19 protein-coding genes are annotated in these 23,086 nt (G+C 71.3%); 9 read left to right on the top strand and 10 right to left on the bottom strand.

The features are described 5' to 3' along the window. The first annotated feature begins 163 nt into the window (after positions 1 to 163). Positions 164 to 2,905 (top strand): FAD-binding and (Fe-S)-binding domain-containing protein, encoded by a 2,742-nt coding sequence (locus tag WBA97_RS32470; RefSeq protein WP_424234792.1) that lies wholly within the window; start codon positions 164 to 166, stop codon positions 2,903 to 2,905. Here the strand turns inward: WBA97_RS32470 and WBA97_RS32465 are convergent. The 5 genes from WBA97_RS32465 to WBA97_RS32445 form a co-directional block, all read right to left on the bottom strand. Beyond that, positions 2,883 to 4,178 carry a HAMP domain-containing sensor histidine kinase gene (locus tag WBA97_RS32465; protein WP_424234791.1) on the bottom strand — a complete coding sequence of 432 codons (1,296 nt, stop codon included), beginning with the start codon at positions 4,176 to 4,178 and terminating at the stop codon, positions 2,883 to 2,885. The two genes, WBA97_RS32470 and WBA97_RS32465, sit on opposite strands and share 23 nt — an antisense overlap. Before the next feature lie 494 nt (positions 4,179 to 4,672). Next, positions 4,673 to 5,347, bottom strand: a complete 675-nt coding sequence (locus WBA97_RS32460) for a response regulator transcription factor (protein ID WP_424234789.1) — start codon at positions 5,345 to 5,347, stop codon at positions 4,673 to 4,675. 19 nt (positions 5,348 to 5,366) lie between these two features. Beyond that, entirely contained in the window at positions 5,367 to 5,525 is a 159-nt protein-coding gene (locus WBA97_RS32455; RefSeq protein ID WP_424234788.1) for a hypothetical protein, read from the bottom strand. Continuing rightward, positions 5,522 to 5,905, bottom strand: a complete 384-nt coding sequence (locus WBA97_RS32450) for a hypothetical protein (protein ID WP_424234787.1) — start codon at positions 5,903 to 5,905, stop codon at positions 5,522 to 5,524. Before WBA97_RS32450 ends, WBA97_RS32455 begins: the two co-directional genes overlap by 4 nt. Before the next feature lie 71 nt (positions 5,906 to 5,976). Then, a complete protein-coding gene (locus WBA97_RS32445) occupies positions 5,977 to 6,450 on the bottom strand; it encodes a DUF6474 family protein (protein ID WP_424234786.1) in 474 nt (157 codons plus the stop codon). An 82-nt stretch (positions 6,451 to 6,532) separates the two neighbouring features. On the opposite strand from WBA97_RS32445, the gene WBA97_RS32440 reads away from it, so the two are divergent. Both WBA97_RS32440 and WBA97_RS32435 read left to right on the top strand, forming a co-directional pair. Then, positions 6,533 to 8,173: a TM0106 family RecB-like putative nuclease gene (locus WBA97_RS32440; protein ID WP_424234785.1), complete on the top strand. Its 1,641-nt coding sequence runs from the start codon at positions 6,533 to 6,535 to the stop codon at positions 8,171 to 8,173. A 300-nt stretch (positions 8,174 to 8,473) separates the two neighbouring features. After that, on the top strand, positions 8,474 to 9,229 hold the full coding sequence (locus WBA97_RS32435; RefSeq protein ID WP_424234784.1) for an SDR family NAD(P)-dependent oxidoreductase: 756 nt from the start codon (positions 8,474 to 8,476) through the stop codon (positions 9,227 to 9,229). Positions 9,230 to 9,394: 165 nt separating this feature from the next. On the opposite strand, the gene WBA97_RS32430 is transcribed toward WBA97_RS32435, so the two are convergent. Continuing rightward, entirely contained in the window at positions 9,395 to 10,357 is a 963-nt protein-coding gene (locus WBA97_RS32430; protein WP_424234783.1) for an aldo/keto reductase, read from the bottom strand. Positions 10,358 to 10,482: 125 nt separating this feature from the next. Here WBA97_RS32430 and WBA97_RS32425 point away from each other — a divergent pair, with 125 nt between their 5' ends. After that, positions 10,483 to 11,424, top strand: coding sequence for an oxidoreductase (locus tag WBA97_RS32425; protein ID WP_424234782.1), 942 nt, complete (start codon positions 10,483 to 10,485; stop codon positions 11,422 to 11,424). Further along, positions 11,421 to 12,113 (top strand): class I SAM-dependent methyltransferase, encoded by a 693-nt coding sequence (locus WBA97_RS32420; protein ID WP_424234781.1) that lies wholly within the window; start codon positions 11,421 to 11,423, stop codon positions 12,111 to 12,113. Before WBA97_RS32425 ends, WBA97_RS32420 begins: the two co-directional genes overlap by 4 nt. Before the next feature lie 2 nt (positions 12,114 to 12,115). Here the strand turns inward: WBA97_RS32420 and WBA97_RS32415 are convergent, their stop codons facing one another. Further along, the gene (locus tag WBA97_RS32415) at positions 12,116 to 12,709 is read right to left on the bottom strand and encodes a class I SAM-dependent methyltransferase (RefSeq protein WP_424234780.1); all 594 of its coding nucleotides are present in this window, start codon (positions 12,707 to 12,709) and stop codon (positions 12,116 to 12,118) included. Positions 12,710 to 12,842: 133 nt separating this feature from the next. Here WBA97_RS32415 and WBA97_RS32410 point away from each other — a divergent pair, with 133 nt between their 5' ends. The 4 genes from WBA97_RS32410 (at position 12,843) to yidC (ending at position 17,005) form a co-directional block, all read left to right on the top strand. Continuing rightward, on the top strand, positions 12,843 to 13,856 hold the full coding sequence (locus tag WBA97_RS32410; protein ID WP_424234779.1) for a hypothetical protein: 1,014 nt from the start codon (positions 12,843 to 12,845) through the stop codon (positions 13,854 to 13,856). After that, on the top strand, positions 13,853 to 15,775 hold the full coding sequence (locus WBA97_RS32405; RefSeq protein ID WP_424234778.1) for a glycosyltransferase: 1,923 nt from the start codon (positions 13,853 to 13,855) through the stop codon (positions 15,773 to 15,775). The genes WBA97_RS32410 and WBA97_RS32405 overlap by 4 nt, the downstream gene beginning before the upstream one ends. A 16-nt stretch (positions 15,776 to 15,791) precedes the next feature. Next, entirely contained in the window at positions 15,792 to 16,100 is a 309-nt protein-coding gene (locus tag WBA97_RS32400; protein WP_424234777.1) for a DUF6412 domain-containing protein, read from the top strand. A gap of 65 nt (positions 16,101 to 16,165) precedes the next feature. Beyond that, positions 16,166 to 17,005 (top strand): membrane protein insertase YidC, encoded by an 840-nt coding sequence (gene yidC / locus WBA97_RS32395; protein ID WP_424234776.1) that lies wholly within the window; start codon positions 16,166 to 16,168, stop codon positions 17,003 to 17,005. A gap of 21 nt (positions 17,006 to 17,026) precedes the next feature. On the opposite strand, the gene WBA97_RS32390 is transcribed toward yidC, so the two are convergent. From WBA97_RS32390 to WBA97_RS32380, 3 genes are all read right to left on the bottom strand, one after another. Further along, complete coding sequence (locus WBA97_RS32390) at positions 17,027 to 20,563, bottom strand: glycosyltransferase (RefSeq protein WP_424234775.1); 3,537 nt, start codon at positions 20,561 to 20,563, stop codon at positions 17,027 to 17,029. Between the two features lie 22 nt (positions 20,564 to 20,585). Beyond that, positions 20,586 to 21,713 carry an SHOCT domain-containing protein gene (locus WBA97_RS32385; RefSeq protein WP_424234774.1) on the bottom strand — a complete coding sequence of 376 codons (1,128 nt, stop codon included), beginning with the start codon at positions 21,711 to 21,713 and terminating at the stop codon, positions 20,586 to 20,588. Positions 21,714 to 21,814: 101 nt separating this feature from the next. Beyond that, positions 21,815 to 22,966 carry a hypothetical protein gene (locus WBA97_RS32380; protein ID WP_424234773.1) on the bottom strand — a complete coding sequence of 384 codons (1,152 nt, stop codon included), beginning with the start codon at positions 22,964 to 22,966 and terminating at the stop codon, positions 21,815 to 21,817. Positions 22,967 to 23,086 lie beyond the last annotated feature (120 nt).

The raw sequence follows: 23,086 nt of genomic DNA, 5'->3' as shown, positions 1-23,086 counted from the left end.
CGGCAAGGCACCGACAACGCCCGGCCGTCGCGCTGTGGCCCTGTGGACAACCGCCGCACCTGTGGACAACCACCCGAAACCGTCGGCCCCTTCTGGCAGGCTGGAAACCGGGGGCCGGAGGCCGACCCGCCTCGAGTCCCGATCCGTGGCAGCATCGGTGGCCATGGATCTTCAGCGCAGGCTGACCGAGACCGTGTCGGGTGACGTGAGCTTCGACGCGGGCACCAGAGCGCTGTACACGATGGACGCCTCCAACTACCGGCAGGTGCCGGTCGGGGTGGTGCGGCCGGACAGCGTCGACGACGTGGTGGCCGCGGTGGCCGCGGCGCGTGAGCACGACGTGCCGGTCGTGCCGAGGGGCGGCGGCACCAGCCTCGCAGGCAACTCGACCGGCGGCGGGCTCGTGCTGGACCTGACGCGCCTCGACCACTTCACCATCGACCCGGAGACTCGCACGGCGCGGATCGAGCCGGGCGTGGTGCTCGACGACCTGCGGGCCGCGGCCGCGCCGCACGGGCTGACGTTCGGGCCGGACCCGTCGACGCACAGCCGCTGCACGCTCGGCGGCATGATCGGCAACAACTCGTGCGGCTCGCACTCCGTCGCGTGGGGCACGACGCTCGAGAACGTGGTCGAGCTGGACGTCCTCACCTACGACGGCGTCCGCATGACCGTCGGCCGTGACCGCGAACTCCCGCCGGAACTGCGGAAACTGGTCGACGAGAACCTCGCGGTGCTGCGCACGGAGTTCGGCAGGCTCGGGCGGCAGGTGTCCGGGTACGCGCTGCACCACCTGCTGCCAGAGCACGGCCGCGACCTCGCGAAGGCGCTGGTGGGCACGGAGGGCACGTGCGTGACGGTGCTCGGCGCGACGGTCCGGCTGGTGGACCTGCCGAAGGAGCGGGCGCTCCTGGTGCTGGGCTTCGCGGACGACGTCGCCGCGGCCGACACGGTGCCCGCGATCCTGCCGCACCGGCCGCTGACCGTGGAGAGCATGGACGAGCGGATCGTCGCGTTGCGCGCGGCCCGCAACCCCGAGCCACCGCCCGCCCTGCCCGACGGCGGCGCGTGGCTGTTCGTCGAGGTCGACGGGGTGGCGGCCGCGCACGCCATCGCCGAGGTGGTCGGCGTGCCGCACCAGGTGCTGACCGACCCTGCGGCGCAGCGTGCGCTGTGGCGGCTGCGTGAGGAGGGGTCGGGCATCTCGACCCGCATGGCGGACGGGTCGGAGGCGTGGCCCGGCTGGGAGGACACGGCGGTGCCGCCGGACCGGCTGGGCGCCTACCTGCGGGAACTGCGTGCGCTGCTGGCGAAGCACGGCCTGCGCGGGGTGACCTACGGCCACTTCGGCGAGGGCTGCATCCACATCCGCATCGACTTCGACCTCGTCCACGACGATGGGCGCGTGGTGTTCCGCCGGTTCATCGAGGAGGGCGCGGACCTGGTGGCCCGGCACGGTGGATCGCTGTCTGGCGAGCACGGCGACGGACAGGTGCGTGCTGAGCTGCTGCCGCGCATGTACTCACCGGCGGCGATGGCGTTGTTCGAGCGGTTCAAGGCGTTCTGGGATCCGCGCGACCGGATGAACCCCGGCATGGTGGTGCGCCCGTACCGGGTGGACGAGAACCTGCGGTTCGTCCCGCTGTCGGCGGTGCGGACGGCGTTCGCCTACCCGCACGACGACGGTGACTTCGGGCAGGCCATGCGGCGTTGCGTGGGGGTCGCGAAGTGCCGCAACCACTCGGGTTCGGTGATGTGCCCCAGCTTCCAGGTGACCGGCGAGGAGCGGCACTCGACGCGCGGCAGGGCGAGGTTGCTGTACGAGATGCTGGCGGGTGACGTGATCACCGATGGCTGGCGCTCGACCGAGGTGCGGGATGCCCTGGACCTGTGCCTGTCGTGCAAGGGGTGCAAGAGCGACTGCCCGGTGAACGTGGACATGGCCACCTACAAGGCGGAGTTCCTGCACCACCACTACCGGCGGCGGCTGCGGCCGGCGTCGCACTACTCGATGGGGTGGCTGCCGCTGTGGCTGCGGCTGGCGGCCCGGATGCCACGGGTGGCGAACGCGGCACTGTCGGGCCGGCTGGCGCCGATGCTGAAGCGGATGGGCGGGATCGCGCCGGAGCGTGCGCTGCCGGAGGTCGCGCCGGAGTCGTTCACCCGGTGGTTGAGCCGGAATCCGGGTTCTGGCCGGCCGGTGGTGTTGTGGCCGGACACGTTCACGAACTTCTTCACGCCGTCGGCGGGGATCGCGGCGGTGCGGGTGCTGCGGGCGGCGGGCTTCAACCCGGTGCTGCCGAAGGGTTCGGTGTGCTGCGGGCTGACGTGGGTGTCGACGGGTCAGCTTTCGGTGGCACGCAAGGTGATGCGGAGAAGCCTGAAGGTGCTGACCCCGCACCTGGACGCGGGCACGCCGATCGTGGGCCTGGAGCCGAGCTGCCTGTCGGCGTTGAAGACGGACGTGCCGGAGCTGACGGGCGACACCCGCACGGTGTCGAACTCGTTCACACTGGCGGGTTTCCTGCGTACGTACGCTCCAGAGTGGACTCCGCCCTCGGTGGACCGCGAGGCGGTCACGCAGGTCCACTGTCACCAGCACGCGACGCTGGGGTACTCGGCGGAGACCGAGCTGCTGGCGGAGGCGGGCGTGGACATGACGGCGGTGCCGACGGGCTGTTGTGGTCTGGCGGGCAACTTCGGCTTCGAACGCGAGCACTACGAGGTGTCGCAGGCACTGGCGGAACGCGGGTTGTTGCCCGCCGTACGGGCGGCGGCCGAGGACGCCGTGGTGATCGCGGACGGTTTCAGCTGCCGCACGCAGGTGGCGCACGGCAGTGACCGCAAGGCGGTGCACCTGGCGGAGGTGCTGGCGGAGGGACTCACCGAGGAAGGGTCACGCTGAACCTGGCGCCACCTTCCGGTGCGGGTCCGGCGTCGACGGCGCCCCCGAGCCGGGTGACGAGCCCGTGCACGAGTGCCAGCCCGATCCCGGTGCCGACGGGTCGGACCCCAAGGTAGCGCGAGTGGAGGACGCCACGCTGGAACGCGGCGCGGTAGTCCTCGTCGGAGAGACCGGGCCCGCCGTCACGCACTTCGAGCACCGCGCCACCGGGCACGACCCGCAACGCGAGCACGACCGGCGCTCCGGCGGGGGTGGCACGCAGGGCGTTGGAGGCGAGCCCGTCGACGACCTGCCGAACCCGCCGCGGATCGGTCCGCACGACGACGGGCTGTCCGGGACTCTCGACCCGGAACGGCACCCCCGCCACGGCACACCGGCTTTCCCACACCCGAGCGGACTCGGCGAGGAGAGTGGAGAGATCGACGTCGAGGACGTCGAGCCGGAAGTCGTCGGCCCCGAGCCGCGCGAGGTCGAGGAGATCGGACACGAGCCGGTCGAGCCGCCCGGCCTCGGTCTCGATGGTGCGACCGACGGCAGGCACCTCGTCACCGGTCACCACCCCGTCGGCAAGTGATTCGGCAAACCCGCGCACAGCGGTGAGCGGCGTCCGCAGCTCGTGCGACACCGAGAGGAGGAACTCGCGCTGCCGGGCCTCACTGCGAGCGAGGGCGTCGGCAAGCGCGTTGATCGCCTCCCCGACCTCCACGAGTTCCTTGGGCCCGTCCGCGGGCACCCGAAGATCACGCCGCCCGTGCCGCATGCTCACCGCGACGTCCGCTGTACGCCGCAGCGGACGGGCCAGCAACCGAGCGAGCACCATCCCGGCGAGCGCGGCGACCAGGATGCCGACCCCCAACGCCAACAGCAGGCTGCGAAGCAGGTCCCGCCCGGTCCCGCTGGCGAGATCCACCTGCTGGACGAGCGCGACCGCACCCCGGTCATCCACCGCGCGCCCCTCGACGATGTACTCGACCCCGCCGATGGTCACCGTCCCGTGCAAGGGCCGCTCGGCGGTCACCTGGGCAAACCCGGCTCGCCGCGCCGCACGCACGGCCTGCTGGTCGTCCCCGGCGATCCCACCGTTGCGCCCCCGCCGCACCACGCCCACGTTGAGCCCGTCGAGAATCTCGGCCACCCGCCGACCAGCAACCGGCACGTCCCCAAGCTGCGCGGACACGACGTCCGCCTGAGCGGAAAGCTGCTCCCGCAGAACATCCCGCGACTGCTTGACCACCAACCCGGCAGACACCAACCCGGCGACGAGCGCGGTCACCCCAGCCACCACATACCCGAGAATGGTGACCCGAGCCCACAACGAAGACCGCCGCCGCACCGCCTGATTAGAGTCCAAAGTGGACTCAGGCGGCCGTCCCGGCGGCCAGGAAGCCTGCCGCGCACCCCCGGCGCCAACCCGCCACGCGTCGGCCGACGCACCCGCAGGGTGCGGTTGCCGGACCGCGCTCCAAGGCCGTGGCGTCGGTCCCGCCCCGTCCCGCCACGGCTCGACCTGCCCGGCTTGAGGGGGCTGCTTGGCTTGCGCGGGATGCCCAGCTTGCAGAGGCTGCCTGGCGTGTGCGGCTTGCCTGGCGTGTGCGGCTTGCTGGATTTGCATGGTCTGCCCGGCCTGCGGCATCTGCTGAGTCTGCTCGGCCTGCTCGGCCCTGTCTTGTTCTGCTTCCTCCCTCTGCTCTGCCTTCGCCGGGGCTTCGAGGCGTTCGGCCGGTGTCTCGCTCGTTGGTGTCTCTGGGCTTGGGTCCGCTGGGCCGGTCATGGTGGGTCCGCGGCGTAGCCGATGCCTCTTACGGTGCGGATGGGGCTTGCCGTGCCGAGTTTGGCTCTCAGTTGGGCCACGTGGACGTCCACGGTTCTGGTGCCTGTCACCGAGTAGCCCCACACCGTGCTGAGGAGCTGACGCCTTTCGAAGACGTGCTTCGGGCGGCGCATCAGTTGGGCCAGCAGGTCGAACTCGGTGGAGGTCAGCGAGATCTCCACGTCGTTCGCCCATGCCTTGCGTTGGGTCAGGTCGATGCGGGTGCTGCCCAGCTCCAGCACCTCCGTTGCGGTCGGGCCTCTTCGCAGGACGGTGCGGACCCTGGCCACCAGTTCGCGTGGGCTGAACGGCTTCGTCACGTAGTCGTCGCCGCCCAGTTCCAGGCCCAGGACGCGGTCCACCTCGTCGTCGCGGGCCGTGACGAACAGGACCGGGGTCCAGTCGCCGTCCGCGCGCAGTGTCCGGCAGATCTCGATGCCGTCCATGGTGGGCAGCCCGACGTCCAGGACCACCGCCGCCGGGCGCATTCTGCGTACCGCTGCCAGTGCTTCCGCGCCGTCCTTCTCGACGTGCACGCCGAAGCCCTCCCGCAGCAGGTACCGCTGCACGAGGTCGGCGATGGCCGGGTCGTCCTCGACGACCAGCACGAGCCCCCGGCCCTCCTCAGGCATGGCTTTGTATAGCACTCATTCAGTCGCCGGCCATTTCTGACTCGATCGCGTCCAACGTGGATTCGACGTCGTTGACCTGCTGGTCCACACCGGACCCGCCGGGTGCGCCTTCGCCCCGGCAGCCCGCGCCGAGCACCAGGACCGGCAACAGGACGAGCGCGCAGGCCAGCCGCCTCACTTCGACTCGCAGTGCGCGGTGCGGAAGTCGGCGGCCCACTGCTTGGCCTTGGTCAGGTCGTCGACGCGGCCTGCGCGGCGGTCGGCTCGCTCCTCCAGTAACTGGGCGCTCGTCTCGCGGCCCGCTTCGCGTTCCGTGGCCGCGCGTGTGCGCAACCACTCGGCGGAGCCGCGGACCTCGGCGCCGCCGTTGATCCGTTCGAGCAGCCTGCCCGCGCGCTTCTCGATCCTGGGCACGCGCTTCTCGCAGAGGTTCTGCACCTGCTCGGGGCTGAGCGTGATCGTGACCGGCTCGGACGGGTCGGTCTGCGCGGTCGCCGTCGCGGCGCCGGCGAGTACGAGGCCGACGGCGAGTGCTGTGGTGGTGAGGAGTTTGTGCATGGGACCCACTTTGGCGGGCCGAGGTGAGCAGAAGGACAGGGAAATGTTCGGGTTTTGTAAGTGGGCCGGAGTCAGACGCCCAGTCGGTTCAGGAGGCGCTCTTCCAGCTGGTCCAGCTCGGTCGACGCGGCCTTGTGCGCGGCCTTGCGGCGGGCGGTCGGCATCCGCTCGGCGGCCCTGACCGCGGCGGCCAGCTGGCGCAGGGTCGTCTCGCCCCGGTCGGCGAACGTCCTGTCGTCCGCCGTGGCGTCCTGGCGCTCCCGCAGCTCGGTGATGGCGGCGGCGGCACCGGAGATCCGCGCGTGCAGCGCGCCGCCGCGGCCGGAGAAACGCGCGAGCTCCTCGATGGGCACGCCGAGGCGCCGGGCGCGGCCACGGTCGTACCGGTCGCGCACCTCGCCGAGCCCACGCAGTACGTGCGGTGCGACCACGGGGATCAGGGCAGGTCCGATGATCTTGGCGACGGCGAGGACGTTCTTCGCGTTCTTCGGCGTGAACCTCGACTCGGCGTCACCGTCGGCGGACTTGCGCTTCCTCAGTGCCATGGCATGAACTTATCGGTGCTGACCAGCCCCGGCACCCGCTGCCCGCCAGGTTCTGTCGGTGGTCCCGCCTAGACTGCGTACCGTGACGACATCGGTGCTACTCGACTCGGGCGTGGTGAACCGCTGCCGCCGTCGGGTGCATCTCGAGCACGACCCGACGATGGCCGACGCACCCACCGCGCCGCCCGATCCGACGGGCGAGCAGCGCAAGGCCGACGCGGCCGCGCACCGTCGCTCGATCGCCGACGAGATCGCGGGCCTGGTCGGCCCGGGCTGGACGGAGATCCCGCGCGGACCCGAGGTGCGCGCGAGCGACCGCGAGCGGATGACGCTGGACGCGATGGCGGAGGGCGCCCGGTTCATCTGGGCCGCCCAGCTGCCGCGGGATGTGGCGGGTGGCCGAAAAGGCCATATCGATCTGCTGGTCGCGGTCGACGGCGGGTACGTGCCGGTACTCGTGGTGCGGCACAAGGTGAGCGATCCGGGGTCGGGCGCGCAGACCTCACCGCTGTCGAAGCCCTGGCCGGACGCCAGGCGCCAGGACAGGCGGCGCCGCGTGCGCCCGCAGCCCAGGGACGTGCTGCGTCTCGCGCACACCTACCGGCTGCTGGAGGCGTGTGGGCGCGCCGCACCCGGCCCCGCGATCGCCGGGGTGGTCGGACTCGACGGCGACGCCGTCGTGTGGCACGACCTGGAGGCGCCGACCTGGCCCGGCGGCCGGGACGCGCTCGCCGAGTACGACGCCAGGTTCGCCGACCGGATCGCCGTGGCGAACGCGGCCGCGACCGGTGCTGATGCGCTGGCACAGCCGTCACGGATCGTCGAGTGCCGCTCGTGCCCGTGGTGGCCGATCTGCCAGGTGGAGCTGCAGCGCACCAGGGACGTGAGCCTGGTCGTGCGTGGCGAGGAGGCCGCGAGCCTGCGTACCGCGGGCGTGCGGACGGTCGACGACCTGGCTGTGCTCGACCCGGACGACGAGTCGCTGCCGCCGACCGGCATGCCGATGTCCGACGCGGTGGGCCTCGCGAAGGCGTGGCTCGCGGACCTGACCGTCGTGCGCAGGGTGCCCCGCATCCACGTGCCGCGTGCCGAGGTCGAGGTCGACGTCGACATGGAAAGCTTCGGTGACTCCGGTGCGTACCTGTGGGGTGCGTTGCTGAGCGGCGCCGACGTGGGCGAACCGGCGGGCTACCGGGCGTTCGCGACGTGGGAGCCGTTGCCGACCGACGACGAGGCGAGGTCGTTCGCCGAGTTCTGGCAGTGGCTCATGGTCGTGCGGCTCCGTGCGCGTGCACGAGGGCTGAGTTTCCGGGCCTACTGCTACAACGAACTGGCCGAGAACCGGTGGCTCCTGTCGTCCGCGAAGCGCTTCGCGGGCAAGCCGGGCATCCCGACGACCGGGCAGGTGCAGGCGTTCATCACGTCCGAAGCGTGGTTCGACCTGTTCGGCAGCGTGCGCGACCACTTCCTGTGCTCACGTGGCAAGGGGCTGAAGACGATCGCGCCCGCGGCGGGCTTCACATGGCGCGACAAGGAGGCGAGCGGCGAGAACAGCATGCGCTGGTACCGCGACGCCGTCGGCATGGACGGCGCCCGCCCGGACGACGGTCAGCGGACGCGGCTGCTCGAGTACAACGAGGACGATGTCCGGGCCACGCATGCGTTGCGGCGCTGGATGTCGTCACCCACCGTGTACGAGGTGCCATACGTTGGTGATTTGTAGCACACGGTGATCCGACGTATCCCCCGGACGGGTGGCAGATCACCCCGCATGGCGGACGCGCGTGCAGCGGCCCGCCTACCAGGCTTGATGTCATGGAACTCTTCGCCGCCGCCGGCCTCTTCGTCGGGCTCGCACTGCTCGCCGCCATCCCGCTGGTGATCCTGCTACACATGACACAACGTCACTCGGACGACAAGGGCTAGCCGGAACCGGCCGCGGTCGGGTTCCGGCCGGTCGGCATGATGCGGCGCCACGGACGGGACCAGGATGGCTGGAGTGATCGAGCGTTAACCTGTCGGCATGCTGATCAGTGACACTTCCGCCATCGTGACGGGGGGCGCTTCCGGGCTCGGCGGCGCGACCGCCAAAGCACTGGCCGACCAGGGCGCCCGTGTGTTCGCCATCGACCTGCCTGCCGCCATCGACAAAGCGCCAGAGGTCGCCGGGGTCACCTACGTCGGGGCCGACGTGACCGAGCCCGACCAGGTGCAGTCCGCCGTCGACGCGGCCGCGGGGCACGGGCCGCTGCGGACCGTCGTGAACTGCGCGGGCATCGGGCCGTCGGCGCGGATCCTGTCCAAGAAGGGGCCGCACGACCTCGCGCTGTTCAAGAAGGTCGTGGAGATCAACCTGATCGGCACGTTCAACGTGGTCACCCTCGCCGCGCAGGAGATCGCCAAGAGCGAGGCCGACGAGCACGGCCAGCGCGGCGTCGTGATCAACACGGCCTCCATCGCGGCGTTCGACGGGCAGATCGGGCAGGCCGCCTACGCCGCGTCCAAGGGCGGGGTCATCGGGCTGAACCTGCCAGCGGCCCGTGACCTCGCGTCATCCGGCATCCGCGTCTGCACCATCGCGCCGGGCATCATCGACACCCCGATGCTCGCGACGGTCAGCGACGAGTTCCGCGCGACCCTCGCCGCCGGGGTGCCGTTCCCGAAGCGCCTCGGCAACCCGGAGGAGTTCGCGAACCTCGCGCTGTCGATCATCGCGCAGGACTACCTGAACGGCGAGGTCATCCGCCTCGACGGCGCGCTGCGGATGGCGCCTCGCTAGTGTCTCGCGCCGGAAATTCGGTGCCTGAGTCGGCGGATCCAGGTTTCTGCTGGCAAGGCGCCGGTTCGCCCTCGTACTGGACCCGTACTTGGGTGGACCAGCAACGCCGCCAGCAGGAAGCTGGGCCGTCGAATCAGGTGCCAGATTTCCGGCGCGGGACACTAGTCATCGCCTGCCCGGCGGGCAGATCTCGTCGAGGACCAGCAGGTCGTCGTCGCTCGGGTGCCACTGCGTCGCGGCGGCGTTCGCGATCACCTGGTCCGGCGTGGTGGCACCGGCGATCACCGAGCCAACCGTTTTCTGCGCGGCCAGCCAGCCGATGGCGACCGTCGCCATCGGCAGGCCGCGCTCCTCGGCGAACGCGCGCAGCTTCTCGATGCGGTCCCACGGCGCCTCGGCCAGCAGGCGGGCGCGGCCCGCGAGCCGCGCGTTGGACGGCGGGTCGGTTTCGCGGTGGTACTTGCCGGTCAGCAGGCCGTTGGCCAGCGGAAAGTACGGCAGCAGCCCGAGCAGGAACCGCTGGCACGCCGGGATGATGTCCCGCTCCGCCTCGCGTTCCAGCAGGGAGTAGTGGTTCTCGGCGGCGACGATGCCCGACCAGCGGTTGGTGCGGGACAGCCACACGGTGTCCGCGACCTGCCAGCCCGCGAGGTTGCACACGCCCGCGTACCTGATCAGGCCCTCGCGCACGAGGTCGTCCAGCGCGGACAGCGTCTCCTCGATCGGGGTGGTCGGGTCGGCGCGGTGCAGCTGGTACAGGTCGATCCAGTCGGTGCCGAGCCTGCGCAGCGACGCCTCGACCGCACGCTTCACGTACCGCCGCGAGCCGCGGGCGCCGAAGTCCGGGCCGTTGCCGCCCTGCATGTCGACGCCGAACTTCGTCGCGATCACCGCGTTGTCGCGGCGGCCGGACAGTGCCTGGCCGAGCAGTTCCTCGCTGCGGCCGCGCGGCGCGCCGTACACGTCGGCGACGTCGAAGAAGTTGATCCCGGCATCGACCGCGGCGGCGAGGAGCGCACGGGAGCCGGCCAGCGACTCCGCTGCCGTTCCCGGGCGGCCCAGGTTGTTGCAGCCGAGGCCGACGGCGCTGACAACGAGACCAGATTCTCCCAGGTGACGGAGTTCCACGGCGACAGGCTACTGACGGTGTCGCTTCCGATCCAGCTGCCAATCGGGTTGGCATTGACATTGGACACATCGGTAATCCGCCGTCCGATCCCACGTGACCGGTTCCGTGAGGCAGGCTGTGCAGCATGAGCAAGGCATCTGAGGTGGACAAGCCGTCGGCGGCGGACTGGCTCGCCGACCACATCTCGAGCCAGGTCGGACGCGTTTTCGTGGTGACGGGGGCGAACAGCGGACTCGGACTGGAGACCGCACGGGCACTCGGCGCGCGGGGCGCCACGGTGATCATGGCGGCGCGGGACACCGAGAAGGGCGCGGCCGCGGTCGAGAAACTGCGCGCCGAACAGCCGGACGGCCGGTTCGACCTGCGGCACCTCGACCTCGCCGATCTTGACTCGGTGCGGGAGTTCGCCGCCGGGGTCGAGCACGTGGACGTGCTGGTCAACAACGCAGGCGTGATGATGCCGCCGAGGACCCTCACCGAACAGGGCTACGAGCAGCAGTTCGGTGTCAACCACCTGGCGCACTTCGCGCTCACGATCCTGTTGTTCAACACGCTGCTGGCCGGCCGGGACCCGCGCGTGGTGACGGTCAGCTCGGGTCTGCACAAGCGTGGGCGCATCCACTTCGAGGACCTGCAGGGCGAGCACGGCTACCACCGCATCAAGTACTACTCGCAGTCCAAGCTCGCGAACGTGGTGTTCGCCCTGGAGCTGCACCGTCGGCTGCGCACGGCCGGGTTCGGGCTGCGCAGCGTGCTCGCGCACCCCGGCTACGCGGCGACGAACCTGCAGTCCACCGGCCCGACCGGCGTCGGCAAGCTGATCATGAAGGTGACCAACCGCATCATGGCGCAGGAGGTCGCGATCGGCGCGCTGCCGCAGATCTACGCGGCGGCGGGCGCGGACGTGGAGAGCGGCCAGTTCTGGGGACCGGACGGCCGCAACGAGAGCAAGGGCTTCCCGACGCTCGTCGAACCGCTCGACGAGGCACGCGACCGTGAGCTGGGGAAACGGCTGTGGGACATCTCGGAGGAACTGACCGGAGTGCACATCGACCTGGCCCCGTGACCGACCGGCACGTCCGGTCGGTCGAGGACGTGCTGGTCCTCCTCGACGGCCTGTTCACGGAGCACAGCGCGGCCAGGTGGGACGACTTCTACGCCGACCGCGACAAGCCGGTGCCGTTCTTCGCGGCAAAGCCGGACGAGAACCTCGTGTCCTACCTCGACCGAGGGCTGGTCACGCCGGGGCGGGCACTCGACCTCGGGTGCGGGCCCGGTCGCAACGCGCTGCACCTGGCGGCGGCCGGGTTCACGGTCGACGCGGTCGACCTGTCGTCGGCAGCGGTGTCGTGGGCGAGGGAACGTGCCAGGGAAGCCGACGTCCGGTTCCTGTGCGGCGACGCGTTCTCGCTCGAACTGGGTGAGTACGACCTGGTCTACGACTCCGGATGCTTCCATCACCTGCCGCCGCACCGGCGGGTCAGCTACCTCGCGCTGCTCGGCCGGTGCCTGAAGCCGGGCGGACACTTCGCGCTCGCCTGCTTCGCGGCGGGGTCGATGGGGTCGGAGGTGCCGGACGAGGAGCTGTACCGCCAGGCCAGCCTCGGCGGCGGCGTCGGGTACTCACCCGAGTCGCTGCGGTGGATCTTCGCGGACCTGACCGAGATCGAGCTGCGGCGGATGACCGAGGAGCCGCCCGAGTCCGCGCTTTTCGGAATGCCGTTCCTGTGGACGGCCCTGTTCCGGCGGAGCTGACGTCACGTCGCGCTGATCAGCAGGTACCGCTCGTCCTCGATGCGGCTGCCCCACAACGCGGCGTCGTCGAGCCGTCGGACGATGGCCTCCTGGCGCCGGCCGAGCACCAGGGCCTGGCAGTCGGCCGCCGTGAGTCCGGCTCCGGTGAACCAGCGGCCCTCGATGAGCACCAGGCGTCCGCCGGGTCGAAGAAGTTCCACCCACCTGTCCAGCGCGGCGCCCGGATCGGGCAGCGCCCACAGCACGTGCCGTGCCAGCACGACGTCACACGACGCCGGGGGATAGGGCGGAACGGCGGCATCACCCTGCCGGAACTCCGCGGGCACGCCGGCGGCCAGGGCCTTCCTTCCCGCGGCGTCGATCATTCGGGCGGACAGGTCAAGGCCCCGCACCACGTGTCCGGCCCGCGCCAGCAGCACGGCAAGGCTGCCCGTCCCGCAGCCAAGATCAACCACTGAGGCCGGTGCCGTCGGCATCAGCGGCAGCAGCACGTCCGCCCACGCCGCCCGGACGTCCGGATCCCGCAAGCCATGATCGGGCTGCTCGTCGAAGGTGTCCGCCTGTGCGTCCCAGAACTCTCGCGTCTGCTCGCTCACCGCCACGATTCTGCCGGGACCCACCGACAATTATGTGTGCGGAACGTGACGTGGGACACGCCGAAGGAGGCTGGCTCGATTGGCTGAACACGGTCGGTATCGGCAGGGGTTCCGGGATGGGTACAGTCTCGCCGTGCCAGCACCAAGTACCGGGGTGGGCGCGGTCGCGATCTGGACATCGGCCGACCAGCCCGGCCTCGGAGACCAGCTACTCGGACGGGTGATCCAGCAGGAGCTGCTCGCGCGGCTGCCCGGCTGGCGAATTACTCTCTGCTCACCGGACGGCTGGCATCGCCCGGCCGTGGCGGACGGGGGTCTCGTCACCGAACCGCTGCGTGACCGCTCGCCCGGCGAACTCGCCGCGGCCGCGACGCTCACCGTCGTGTGCTCCGACGACCCGTTCACCCTCGACCTCGCCACCCGTCTCGACTCCGCGCACCCGGTGGTGCCGTTCGCGGTGCGGGACGTGCCTTCGGCGCTCGCCGCGCGGGCCGGGTTCGTCGCCGAGGCCGACCCGGCGCTCCTGCCGGACCGCGTTGTCGACAAGGCCACGCTGCCGACGCGGGTCGCCCAGCTGCGCCAGCTCGGTGAGCTGCCCGACGGCGACTACGACGTGTCCGAGCTGCCCGCCGATGCCGTGTTCGAGGACCGGTTCGCGATCCTGTCCGGCGCGAAGTCGGTGACCACCGACGACGAGCACGTCACGGCCGTGTGCGCGTGGCTCGGTGTGCCGTGCGACGGGCCCGCGCCGCGCGGGTCGGTGAGCGAGCTGCGGGCCGGTCTGGACCGGGTCGCGGACCTCGCGGAGAAGACGCTGGCGGAGCGGGGCGCCGACCTGGATTCCCGGGCCGCCGTGCTGGCCGAGGAGAACCACGCGCTGCGGCAGGCGCACTTGCTGCTGCGGCAGCGGATGTTCGTCGAGCGGCAGCGCCTCGCCGAGCCGCTCGCGGAAATCTGGCGGGAGCGGGACGCGGCCCTCGACGATGCGGCCGGGCTTCGAGCCCGCAACCACGAGCTGGCCAGGCAGAACGAGGAGATGGCCGCGCGGCTCGCGCACGTCGAGAGCGAACTGTCCGCCTGGCAGGGCACGAAACTGGTGCGCTGGACGCGGCCGCTGCGCGACGCGTACGGGAAGGCGCGGGGATGACGCCCAGGATCACCTTCGTGCTCGTGTCCTACGGCGGGCGCGAGCTGGTGGTGCGGTGCCTGGAGTTGCTCGCCGAACACACCTCCCAGCCGTACCGGGTGATCGTCGCCGACAGCGCATCGCCGGATGGCACCGGTGAGTGGCTCGAGCAGAACCTGACCGGCGCGACCGTGCTGCGGATGTCCGAGAACCTCGGTTTCGGTGCTGGCGGCAACCTCGCCGTGCGGCACGCGGATACGGAGTTCCTGTGCTTCCTCAACGCCGACATCGAGGTCACCGACGGCTGGCTGGACCCGCTGCTGGCGTTCCTCGACACGAGGCAGGAAGCCGCCGCCGTGTCACCGGTGCTGCTCAACCCGGATGGCAGCGTCCAGGAGGCGGGCAGCGTGATCGGCGGCGACGGCTGGTGCCGCGCCATCGATGATGGCCCACTGTTCGTCCGCGAGGTCGACTTCGCCTCCGCCGCCTGCCTTGTCATGCGCCGCAAGGCGTTCCTGCAGGCAGGCGGGTTCTCCCCGGAGTACGAGATCGCGTACTTCGAGGACGTCGACCTGATGCTGTCGCTGAAGGCGCACGGCTGGCAGACGTGGGTCGAGCCGGCGTCGACCGTCGTGCACGAACGTCACGGCAGCAGCTCGTCGGCACGCGCGAACGAGCTGATGCGGCTCAACCACACCACGTTCACCAGGCGCTGGACCGACGAGCTGGCCCGGCGCGCGCCGGTGGTCGGGCTCGACGAGCACCCGCACCGCACGTGGTGGCTGCGCGACCAGATCGCGCCGTACCGGGTGCTGCTGATCGACGACCGCGTGCCGCAGCCGGACCGCGGTCGCGGCGACGGCCGCACGATGGCCGTGGTCAACGCCTGGCGGGAGGCCGATCCCCGTGCGCGCGTCACGTTCTTCGCGGTGTCGCCTGAGCGGGCCGAGCAGGTGGCGCCCGCGCTCGCGGCACGCGGCATCGAGGTCGTGTACGGCGTCGGCGATCCAGGCCGCTGGTCCCGCGAACGCGCCGGGCTGTACGACGTGATCGTCGTGTTCCGGCCGCACAACTACGTCGGCTACGGCAAGCCGATCGCCGACGCCCAGCCGCAGGCCGTGAAGGTGTACGACGCGGAGGCGTTGTTCCACCGGCGCCCGGAACAACACTTCGGCACCGCCGACGACGCGCGGGACCGCAGGTCGTGGGCGGTGCAGGCGGACCTGTTGCGGCAGCAGGAGGTCGACGCGTTCACGTGGGCCGACGTCGCGGTGTGCGTGAGCGAGGAGGAGGCCCACTGGGCGCGTCGCGTCGCGCCGGGTTCCTCGGTGCACGTCGCGTGCTACCCCGTGTTCGTGCCGGACGAGGTGCCCGGCTTCGAGGCCCGGCGGGACATCGTGTTCTTCGGCGGTTTCGACTCGACGCCGCGCACCCCCAACGAGTTCGCCGTGCTGGAGCTGGCCGGCGAGGTGCTGCCACCGCTGCGGACGCGGCACCCCGACCTGCGGATGCGGGTCGTCGGCGCGGACCCGTCGCCAGCGGTGCTGGCGCTGGACGGCCCCGCGATCGAGGTGGTCGGCAAGGTGCCCGACCCTCGGCCGCTGCTGGAGTCGGCGCTGCTGCACGTGGTGCCGATGCGGTACGGCGCGGGCGTGAAGATCAAGTTCGTGGACTCGATGGCGGCCGGGCTGCCGTTCGTGACGACCCCGGTCGGCGGCGAGGGCCTGCACCTCGGGTGGACGGCCCGGCACCTGATCGGCTCGTCGCCCGCCGAGCACGTCGACCTGTGCCACAAGCTGCTGACCGATCCCGTGCTGTGGACCGAGGTGCAGCAGGGCCTGATGGAGATCTGCCGCGTCCACTTCTCGGCCGACGAGTTCCGCCGCCGCATGCGGGACGTGCTGGTGGCGTGCGCGGTACCACCGCCGGTCGCCGTCTGATCGGTACAGTGACGGCATGGCGCGGGCTTCTGTGGTGATGCGGGCGAGGCTGATCCTCGCCCTCTTCCTGCCCGCCCTGTTCATCGCGCTGCCCGCGGTGGGTGGCGCGAGCCCGCTCGGCCTGGCCACCGCGCTGACCGCGGGCCTCGCCGCCGCGCTGGTCATCGCGGTCGTGCTGCCGGTGCGGCTGGAGAAACCCGTACAGGTACGCACACTCAGCCTGCGTGAACGCGCGAAACTGACCGTCTTCCTGCGGTTGCGCGATCCTGACGCGCCGGGACGCACCCGGCCGCGAGCTCCGGGGTTCGGCAGCGCGGCTGCCTGACCTCTCTTTTGTAAGGCAGTCGCTCCCGCCTGCCCATGTACCCGCATGAACTCCAGGAGCGACCCTTGTTCGACATCTTCCTGTACCCGGTCTCGGCCATTCTCTGGTTCTGGCACACCGTCTTCGGCGCCCTGCTCAGCCCCGACAGCGGGGTGGCGTGGGTGCTCGCCATCGTGTTCCTCGTCTTCACCATCCGCACCCTGCTCATCCGGCCCGCGCTCGGTCAGCTGCGGGCCGGGCGGCGCACGCAGAAGCTCGCCCCGCAGGTGCGGAAGATCCGCGAGAGGTACGGCAAGGATCGCCAGCGCATGGCGCGGGAGATCCAGAAACTGCACGCCGACAACGGCACCAGCCCGTTCGGCGGCTGTCTGCCCGCACTGCTGCAGATCCCGGTTTTCCTGAGCCTGTACTGGGTGCTGCGTGACTTCACGCCCGGCGCGACGTCCAACCACGTCTTCGACCAGGCGGGCGTGACCTCGTTCCTGAACGCGGACCTGTTCGGCGCGATGCTCGGCAACTGGGTGAGCCAGCCGGTGGCCGACCTGCTGGCGTTCGGCACCGACCGGCCGAGGATGCTCGCCGTCGGTGTGCCGCTGATGCTGATCGCCGGTGCGGCCACGTTCCTGTCGATGCGGATGTCACTGAAGCGGCAGGCCACGCTGAACCCGCAGATGGCGGGCATCAGCAAGGCGATGATGTACCTCGCACCAGTCGGCATGCTGGCGTCCGGGCTGTTCTTCCCGGTGCCGATCGGGGTGCTGCTGTACTTCCTCGCCAACAACGTGTGGACGTTCGGTCAGCAGCACTTCCTCATGGCCAAGGTCGACCGCGAGGAAGCCACGCAGGAGAAGGACAAGCCGAAACCAGCCGCACCACGCCCAGGACAGAAGCCAAAGCGCCACTAGCCAGATCCTGTCCGGTGGATCCTAGAGTTGGGTGGGTAGGCGCAATCGCTTGCCGCGCAACGACTTCCACCGCACCGCTGCCGCCAGGAGCCTGCGTTCCGTGCCCGCCGTCTGCGGACGGTCGGCACGGGCGCGGCGGACCAGCGGTGTCAGGTCGCGCTCGACACGGGTCAGCTCGGCGATCTTCTCCCGCTCCGGGCCGAGCCGGTGCCAGTTGCGCATCAGCAGCACGGTCGAGTACTGGGCGACCCGCCGCAGCTCGTACTCCGCGACCGCCTCCAGTTCGGCGTCGTCCCGGCGGCCGCCGAGTGCGAGGCCGAGCCAGCCAAGCCCGGTCGGCAGGCCATCGTCGAGCCGGTCCTCGCGGTGCCCGGTGACCGCCGCGCCGTGCTGGCGGTAGGAGTACAGCGGCCGCTCCACGAACTCGATGCGCCCCGCGGCGAGCGCGGTCGCGGCCATCCAGTGGTCGTGGAACGAGGACGGGGTGCCGGGCGGGAACGGCAGCACGAGATCGCGGACCACGTCCGCTCGCACCATGCTCGACGCGCCGGTCACGGTGTTGAGCAGCAGCAACGCGTCCAGGTCGGTCTGCTGGTTGTGCCTTCGCCGCCAGAACGACGTGCCGACCACCTCGTCGTGCTCGTCGATCAGGCGCATGTCGGAGTACGCGAGCGTGACGTCCTGGTCGTCGAACCGCTCGACCAGCGTGTCCAGCTTGTCGGCGTCCCACACGTCGTCCTGGTCGGACAACGCGACGAAGTCGGCGTCGACGGGCATGTGGGTCATCGCGCGCTCGAAGTTGCGGTAGAAGCCGACGTTGTCGGGGTTGGCCACGACCACGAACCGGTCGTCGCCGTCGATCAGGCGCCGGATCGTCGCCACGTGCTCGTCGCCGGACGCGTCGTCGGAGATCACGCACACCCAGTTCGTGTGCTTCTGCCCGCGGATCGAGTCGAGCTGGTGTGCGAGGAAGTCCGGGTCGGGCCGGTAGGTCGCCATGCAGATCGAGACCTTCGGGCCGTCCGATGGCCAGCGCACGGCCGACGGTGCGAGGTTGGTCGGCGCCAGCGTCACGGGGGGCAGCTGCCGCGTCAGCGTGGTGCCGTCGACCAGCTCCACCATCAGCGTCAGCGCCAGCTCGCCGGGTGCGTCGGCACCCGCGACCGGGACCCGGAACGACACGCCGCAACCGTCGGGCACCCGCACCCCGCCGGGCCGCAGCGCGGCGGCCACGTCAGGGCGGTGGTGGCCGAGGCTGCCGGGCACGTGCCGCGAACCGGCCCGCACGGACACCGCGGTCACCCCGACCGACGCGTGCGCGACCCAGCCGTCCAGCTCCAGCACCTGGCCCGCGCCGACCGGCAGCGTCTCCGGCACCTGGAGGTCGAAGTGGAGTCCCGCCTCACGGGCGGACTCGGCGCGGCGCCGGTACCGGCCGGCGAGCTTGCGAGTCAGCCCGGGTGCCTGCCGGCCGAGCCTGCGCAGCAGGCCGTCCGGCTCGTCGCCCGGCCTGCCGATCGCGAGGTCGCGGACCCCGCGCATCAGCCTGCCCGCGGGCCACAGCGACTTCTGCGCGACCCGCACCAGCTTCGCGTTCTCCAGCGCGTCCAGCCGGGCACTCGTGCGGTGCAGCCGGCCGCGCAGGTCCTCGGCCTCCGCGTCGAGCGCGGCACGGGCCGCCTCGGTCCGCTGGTTGGCCTGCCACGCCTCCGCCGCCTCGGCGACGGCCGAGGTCAGGTCGTTGAACGCGCGCCCGATGCGGTCGTCCTTCAGGTCCATCTCGGACCGCGTCATCGCGAGCCCGTGCTCGGCCTGACCGAGGCGCTCGGTCAGGTCCGCGACGTGCGCGCGGTGCGCGGCCAGGTCGCGCGCCAGGTGCTGTTCGCGCAGCAGGGCGGCGTCCCGCTCGTGCTGGAGCGCGTCGTCGGACGCACGCAGCCGCCGCAGCCCGCCGGGGAGCTGCCACAGCGGCTCGCCGTGGTCGGCGGTGATGTCGTGGTCGATGGCGGCCGCGATCCTGGCGGCCGGATGACCGGTCACCTGCTCCTGGAGCGCGGCCTCGGCGGCCACCAGCTCGGCCCACCGGTGCTCGAGCGCGGCGGTCAGGCCGGTCAGCGCGCACAGCTCCTCGAGGATGCCCCGGACGGTGGTGCGGTCCGGCCACGGGTGCGGCGCGTGGCCATGCAGGGTCTCGCGGGCGAACTCCAGCAGCGCCCGCAGCATCACCAGCTCGGCGTCCACGCCGTCACCCGCGTGCCACTCCAGGTCGACGCGGGTGACCGTGCCGTCCGGCCCGATGATCAGGTTGCCGGGGTGCACGTCGAGGTGGTCCGGCGGCAGTACCGGCACGTCCTGGCGGTGCGGCAGGAACGGGTGGGGCAGGTCGGCGGTGTCGAGCGCCCTGGCCTGCGCGGTGCAGGTGCGGCGCCACAGGACGAACAGGCGCGCCAGCTCGTCGCGGTCGCACACCCGCATGGCGTCGAGCAGGCACGCGTCCAGCGGACGGCCGGGGTGCAGCGGCTCGGTCACCACGTGCACCTGGCGTAGCCACGAATCCGGGACGCCGAGTCCGCTGTGGATGGTCTGGAGCGTCTGGTCGTCCGCGAGCCGCCGCGTCCGTCGCCACTCGGGCCTGCGCGCGCCGCTGATCAGCCACGCGACGCCCGGCTGGACCACGTTCGCCAGCGCCGCCTGCGACTTCGACGCCACGACCAGGAACGACGGGGCGACCGAGACCCCCATGCCCTCGGCCATCGCGAGCCGGTGCGCGGCCCGGCCGGACACCGCACCGTCGTTGCCGCCGAACGAGCCCTGCAGCGGGTCGCGGACCAGCTTCTCCACCAGCTCGGGGTCCTGCCGGAGCGCGGACTCGTCCAGCACCACCCTCGGCAGCTTGTAGTCCGGGTAGGGGAACAGCCACCGCTGCGCCGTGAGGCCCGCACCCGCGAGCAGCTCGCCGAGCGTCCGGTGGGTCCACGTGCGCGGGCCGCGTTGCTCACCAGGGAAGTCCGCGAGACCGATCCACGAATTGTCGTGGTGGTCATCGAGGCCACCGAGTAGGTAGCGCAGTCCCAGCTGGTTCTCGATCGCGAGCACGACCACGCCGTCGTCGGACAGCGCGCCGGTCACCGCTGGCAGCAGCGCCGCCGGGTCGTTGTACTCCAGCACCCCGCACAACAGCGCGAGGTCGAACGGGCCGGCATCCGAGAGCCCGTCGGTCAGTGTGTCCTGGACGATCCGCACGTCGGCGAGGTCGCGACAGCGTTCCCGCGCCGCGGCCGCCCGGTCGGGCACGCCCTCGATGCCGAGCACCGACGCGCCCGCCTCGCCGAGCGCCCTGGACAGCACGCCCGAACCACAGCCAAGGTCCACGACCCGCAGCCCTGGCGCGATCCGCAGCGGCGCGAGCAGGCCGAGCCGTGCGGGGGAGAAGTGGTAGGCCGTCTCCCAGGTCTCGACAAGCCGCGACAGCTCGGTGGACCCCGCGCTCACATCCTGTGCGGACCGCAGGGCCGCCAGCACCGCCGACTCGGCGCCGTCGGCGTAGTCGATCGTCATGAGCCCATCGTCGCGCAGACCGTCACGGCGCAGGCGGGAACTTGTCGGTCTGTTCCGGGAGCAGCTCGTTGAACGTCGCCTCGACGTTCGCCGAGTCCTTGCCGTACACCTCGACCCGCACCAGGTAGCCGTCGTCGGTCAGGTAGTGGGCGCGGTACGCGGTGTCCTCGTCGGGCTTGCTCGCGGGCAGCCGCCGGACCTTGACCCCGTTCTCGTTGCTGAGCAGCTCGTACTTGGCCGCCTGGTAGTGCTGGTCGATCGCCGTGAGCACGGCGGCAGGGTTGGCCGTCTCGCCGATCTTGAACGCCCACAGACCGGTGCGGACGCCGGACTCGACGTCGGTGACGAGGCCGCTGACCTCGGAAACGCCGACGGACTGCAGCAGCTGCGCCTCTGGTTTGGTGGGCACCTCGTCCGCGACCGCCTGCGCGATCGGGACCGTCCGGTTGTAGACCTTGGCGCCGGGCAGATCGAGGAACGGGCCCTCCGGGATGTCCGGGGGCGGCGGCTTCGGCTTGGTGGTCTTCGGCTTCGACTGCTCCGAGGTCGGGTTGTTGGCCTGGTTGCCGCCGCTGTCCTTGAAGCCGAAGAACCAGATGGCACCGCCCGCGAGCGCGAGCACCACGACGACCGCCACGATGATGCCCGCGACCTTGCCCGCACCGCCGCGGGACTTCTCCTCGAAGACCTCCGGGCCCTGCCTGGGCCAGCTCTGCTGCCCGAACTCCGGCGGCAGGTCCTCGTTCGCCCACGGGGGCGGAGTCATGGCCTGCGGGTGCGGTTGCTGGCTCTCCCACGGTGGTGGCGGCTGCGGCGGCGGGAAGTGCGGGCGCTGCTGCTGCGCCTGCGTGTTCGGCACGATCTGGGTGCTGTCCGCGTCGGCCGCGCCGACCACCTGCGTGTGCTCGCCCGTGGTCCGCCCGGACACGATCTGCGTGTGGTCGCCGCTCTCGAAGCCCTGCTGCTGCGGGGGCTGCACGGGCCGGAACACCGCCGTCGGCTCGGCCGCCTGCTGCTGTGGCTGGTCAGGCGCGCTCTGACCGGACGCCTGTGCGATCACCCGGTCGCGCCGCGTGCGGTACTCGTCCGCGGAGATCTGGCCGGACGCCAATGCGCTGTCGAGCTGTGCGAGCTCGTCTTGCCAGGACATGAAGTGCCCTCCAACCAGATGAAATGGCCGCCGACGCACTGCCCCGCCGTGGCCTGGGAAAGACTATTGGGTGCGGGGTGCGGTCACACGCCCGGGTGGTTCTACTTCGCGGGTGGTGCCGCGTCCGTGACCGCGGTCATCGCCCGTTGGAACTGCACGCGCATCTCGTCGACGTCCCCGGCGGGAATCTGCAGCACGAACATCAGGATCGTGGTGTCCCCATAGGTGTACACCCCGCGCGTGCCAGAGGCCTCCGAGTTGGTGACGGTGGACACATCCACCGTGTCCGGTACGCCCTCGATCTCGGTCGGCTTGAAGCCGAGCTGCCCCTGGATGTCGATGATGCTGGCGGTCAGTTCCTCTGCCGCCTTCGCGTCCTCGCTCTGGAACGAGTAGAGCAGGTAGCTGTAGTCGCCATCGGTCGTGCCGTTGTGCACGAGCTGGTCGGCGCCCGCGCCCGCGAGCAGCGTCGCCTCGGCGGGCGCGATGACCTTCAGCTCGCTGGCCCGGCTGATGTCCATCCCGCCCGAGTTCAGGCCGGGCTCGCCGGGCAGCTCTATCTTCATGATGTCGACCGGCTCCGGGGCCGGTTCCTCGGCGGAGGTGGTCTGCTGCTGCCCGTCGTCCGCCGCCTCCTGCGGGGCCTCGTCGTCGCCGCTGAACGCGAAGAGCCACACGGCGCCGCCCGCGAGCGCGAGCAGGACCAGCACCACGACGCCGATCAGCCACGGCTTCCTGTCGCCGCGAGGTGGCTTGTTGCTGGTGAACAGGTCCTGCGCGTCCATGGGCGTGACGGCGGGCCCTGGCAGTTGCTGCGGCGGGAGCGGGAAGGCGCCGGTGGGGGCGGACGGGTCGGGGAACTGCGTGGCCCACATGGGCTGCTGCGGCGCGGCCTGCATGGGCACGTGCTCGGCGGTGACGACCTGCGTGCGCTCGACGTCACCGTTCGCGCCGCCCGCCTTGGCGGTCGCGCCGTCCATGGTGGCGGCGTCGATGACCTGGGTCTGCTCCGCCTCGGCGCTCTCGACGTTCACGACCTGCGTGACGTCGGCGTTCTCGCCGTCGTCCTGGGTCTCGCCATCTGGCGGGACGACTGGCTGCGGGCCGGTCGGCGGGCCGATGATCGACGACGGTGGTTGCGCGGACGATGCTGCCGCGAGGATCTCGTCCCGGCGCTTGCGGTACTCGTTCGCGGCGAGCTCACCGCCCGCTAACGCGCTGTCGAGTTGCCTCAGCTCTTCCTGCCAGGTCATCCAGCGCCCTTTCCGCAGTGTCCTGTCCGCGATTTTCCCACCTGCGCCCCATCGCACCGCAGGTGCCTCCACAAAAGCGGCACAGGAGGTCAGCGGGGACCGCCGTACCCGCAGGTGTCG

The organism is Actinophytocola sp., assembly GCF_049647105.1.
Classification (GTDB): Bacteria; Actinomycetota; Actinomycetes; order Mycobacteriales; family Pseudonocardiaceae; genus Actinophytocola.
Note: the sequence above shows the minus strand (reverse complement) of the source record. Positions and strands in the feature narration are given on the sequence as shown.